The organism is Bradyrhizobium sp. (genome assembly GCF_019242285.1).
Lineage (GTDB): Bacteria > Pseudomonadota > Alphaproteobacteria > Rhizobiales > Xanthobacteraceae > Bradyrhizobium.
The window spans coordinates 1-2,971 of record NZ_JAFAVV010000557.1 but is presented as its reverse complement, the minus strand read 5'-3'; the positions used below and the strand labels follow the sequence as shown (position 1 = coordinate 2,971).

General features: G+C 59.6%; 4 protein-coding genes. 3 read left to right on the top strand and 1 reads right to left on the bottom strand.

Annotated elements, in window-relative coordinates:
- The 3 genes from JOY90_RS22550 to JOY90_RS22540 form a co-directional block, all read left to right on the top strand.
- Positions 1-1,187, top strand: a 1,187-nt coding sequence (locus tag JOY90_RS22550) for an AAA family ATPase (protein WP_291693322.1), incomplete at its 5' end; no start/stop codon positions are given.
- A gap of 304 nt (positions 1,188-1,491) precedes the next feature.
- Positions 1,492-1,806, top strand: a complete 315-nt coding sequence (locus tag JOY90_RS22545; protein WP_291693321.1) for a hypothetical protein — start codon at positions 1,492-1,494, stop codon at positions 1,804-1,806.
- 42 nt (positions 1,807-1,848) lie between these two features.
- Positions 1,849-2,352, top strand: coding sequence for a hypothetical protein (locus JOY90_RS22540; protein WP_291693320.1), 504 nt, complete (start codon positions 1,849-1,851; stop codon positions 2,350-2,352).
- A 388-nt stretch (positions 2,353-2,740) separates the two neighbouring features.
- Here JOY90_RS22540 and JOY90_RS22535 read toward each other — a convergent pair.
- Positions 2,741-2,971 (bottom strand): hypothetical protein (locus JOY90_RS22535; RefSeq protein ID WP_291693319.1); only part of this gene is annotated, 231 nt, incomplete at its 5' end.

Sequence of the window (2,971 nt, the reverse complement as noted above, 5' to 3'; positions counted from 1 at the left end):
CGGCCCGAACTGAGCGACCGACCGAATGGCAGGCGCGCTACAACGACATCCCGCGCGATTTCAGAACGGCGGAAGCGAAATTCAAAAAGCCCTCGCCCACCGATTGTTTACCGATCGAATGGTCAGAGGGCCTTAGCTATGAGCTTGAAGCCGGTGATTTTGTCGAAGGCGTTCTCACCGATGGCTGCCTTGCCGTCGTTTATGGCGATAGCGCCGTCGGCAAAAGCTTCTGGGTGATCAATCTCGGGCTCCATATCGCCGGCGGGCGCCGCTGGTATGACCGGGCCATCGACCAAGGAGTCGTCATCTACGTCGCACTGGAAGGCGGAAAACTCACCAAAAACCGCGTCCGGGCCGCGCGCGAGGCCATCGACCTGCCAGCCGATATTCCTTTCGCGCTCGCCACCTGCTCGCTCGATATGCGCACGTCAAATGCCGACGCCATCAAACTAACAAACACGATCCGTGCAGCGATGCAGAAATACACTCAGCAGAACATTCCCGTGCGAATGGTCGTCATCGACACCATGTCGCGCGCGCTCAATGGCGGCGCGGAAGATGCCGAAGATATGGGGCTGTTGCTCAAGCACGCCGATCTCGTCCGGCACGCGACCGGAACAGCAGTTCTATTCGTCGCCCATTGTGGCAAAGACGCTGCCAAAGGCATCCGCGGCTGGTCCGGTATCCGCGCCGCGGTCGACGTCGAAATCGAAATCGCCAAGAACGACGCCGACCTACCCTACATCGCCACCATCACCAAAGAACGCGATCTCACGAGCGGCGCGCGTTTCGGCTACACGCTTAAGCCCGTCGAACTCGGCCGCAGTAGACGCGACCGCATGGTAACGACCTGCATCGTCGAGCCGGCCGGCGAAGTCAAAAAGCCGACCAGTAAAACCAAGCTGACCGACGCTCATGCCGACTTCCGCGACCACGTCATGGAGATCATCGCCGACCAAGGGCGTGCCATCGTGCCCGAAGCCGGCATGCCAACTGTAACCGGAGTGACAAGGGAATTGCTTAGACAGCAACTCATAAAAAGAGGCTGGTTCCATCAAGGCCAGCTTTCCAAGGATGGAAAGCTCCGGGATGCTAGCTATGGTGTCGAGAACAACGCCCTGAGGGCCTTGAAAAGAAAGCGGATTATCGGCTTCGGTCCAGGGTTCGTATGGCTAATCCCGAAATGACGCGACTTTCCAGGGCTTTCCATATGCTTTCCGGTAGCTTTCCACGACTTTCCGTTTGGGTTTCCGGCGCAACTTTCCGGCTTTCCCTTCCCTATGAAGGGAAAGCGGAAAGCCGGCCGGAAACCGGCCCCACGGCGTATCGACAGTTCCGCAACAGCGATGTGAACGCCGAGACCTGCGCTCGCCGAAGGCAGCGAGACCGATGCAAGCCCCAGGACGAGTGACGATGGGGCGCGCAGAGCAATAAGCGACGCAAGTGCGAAGCACTGCGTCGCGTTGCTCGCGCGGTCTATCGTTCCACCGATTGACTGAGGAGGAGAATATGGCCGCAAAGGTAAACCGATCGCAAATTTCGGAGGTCGCCGAAGCGCTCAGATTGTCGGCGGACGGCGATGGCGAAGCCGCGCAGGAGGCGAGACGGCTTGCGCGGCGGGCCTCGCCCCTCTGCATCGAGTTTCTGTCCTTCGTCGTCACAGACGACGCATTTGCATCCCCAACGCAACGCGTGAGGAGCGCGGGCATGCTGTTGGAATGCGCCGAGCTTCTTAAGGGTGAAACCAAGTCCACAGGCTTGTTCGCAGAGGACGCCGACGGCACCGACCGGCGCGCAAAGAGCTGAGCTTGCCGCATGCGGCGCGCTGAGTGGCGGGAGCAAGTGCGGTTGGCTGTTTTGCTTGATCGATGGATCGACCGCGACACCACATTTGCAACGGCGATCGACAATGTCGCTAGCAGCGCGTTGTCCGGATTTGTGCGTCAGAAGCGCGGCGTCGTGGCTGGCATGGTGGATTATTTGATCTTGCATTGGACGAAGCGGTCAGGGTGCATCGTTGTCGGCATCGAGTTGAAGAGTCCGGCAGGAAGATGCTCTAGAGGGCAGCGCGAGACGCGCGAGAGGTTATTGAGAGCGGGCGTCATTTGGTGGGAAGCGAAGAGCGCAAACGCCGCGCTGGTCGCGATCGTTGAGTCGGGCGTGAAGCTCCGGAAGACGATCGTTAAAGAAAACGGCAAGGTGGAGCGCTGGAAGAAGCCGCGCTTGGCGGACTGGGAAAAACCGCGCCGTGATCCGGCCGAGCGACGCCCGCTGCATCCCGACGTGAGCACACAACGACGGGCCGCACGACAGCGATGGCGCGAGCGTCAGCGCATCCGTGACGCCGCTTAGCATCCCACTCCAGCCTCATGCGGGGAACGCAGAGAGCGGCGCAAGCGTCCGCGGACTAGCCTGGGGCTGTAACTCATAAAATCGCGGACAGTGTCTGCATTGGCTCACTTTGCGGACTCAAGACGGACCTTCTGCGAGGTCCGAGAAGGGTCCATAAGCAGAACTGGGCCCATGCCGTGCAATCATCGCCACGCTGTACGCCACGAGTGACCCACTCTCATCCAAACCTGCTCGGCGGCGCCGCTATCGTCTTGAACGCTCCATCCTTCAATCATGAAGACCAAGGGCCTCGTTGCTGTTTCCACAGGAGGAAATTGCGCTCGAAACGACGCAAGCGCTGGCGCAACACTGATGACTGCGCTCCCCACAATGAACTCTCGGCGGTCAATCATGATGCGGTTTCTCCATTTTCTATTGTCTCCGAACACCTCCTAATGAACCCGGAATCGGCGCTCCACCGCTGCGTAGCTTCCGCTTGGAGTGCAGCTGCGACATCAGCATTACCTGCTCGAACAGCAATCCCATGTGCTTGCTCGAAAGCCCGCAGCGTCGGGCGGTTCGTAAAATTGATGTAAGCGAGGTCGAGCGCCCGAGACGATTTGTTGCCGCTTCCGGCATA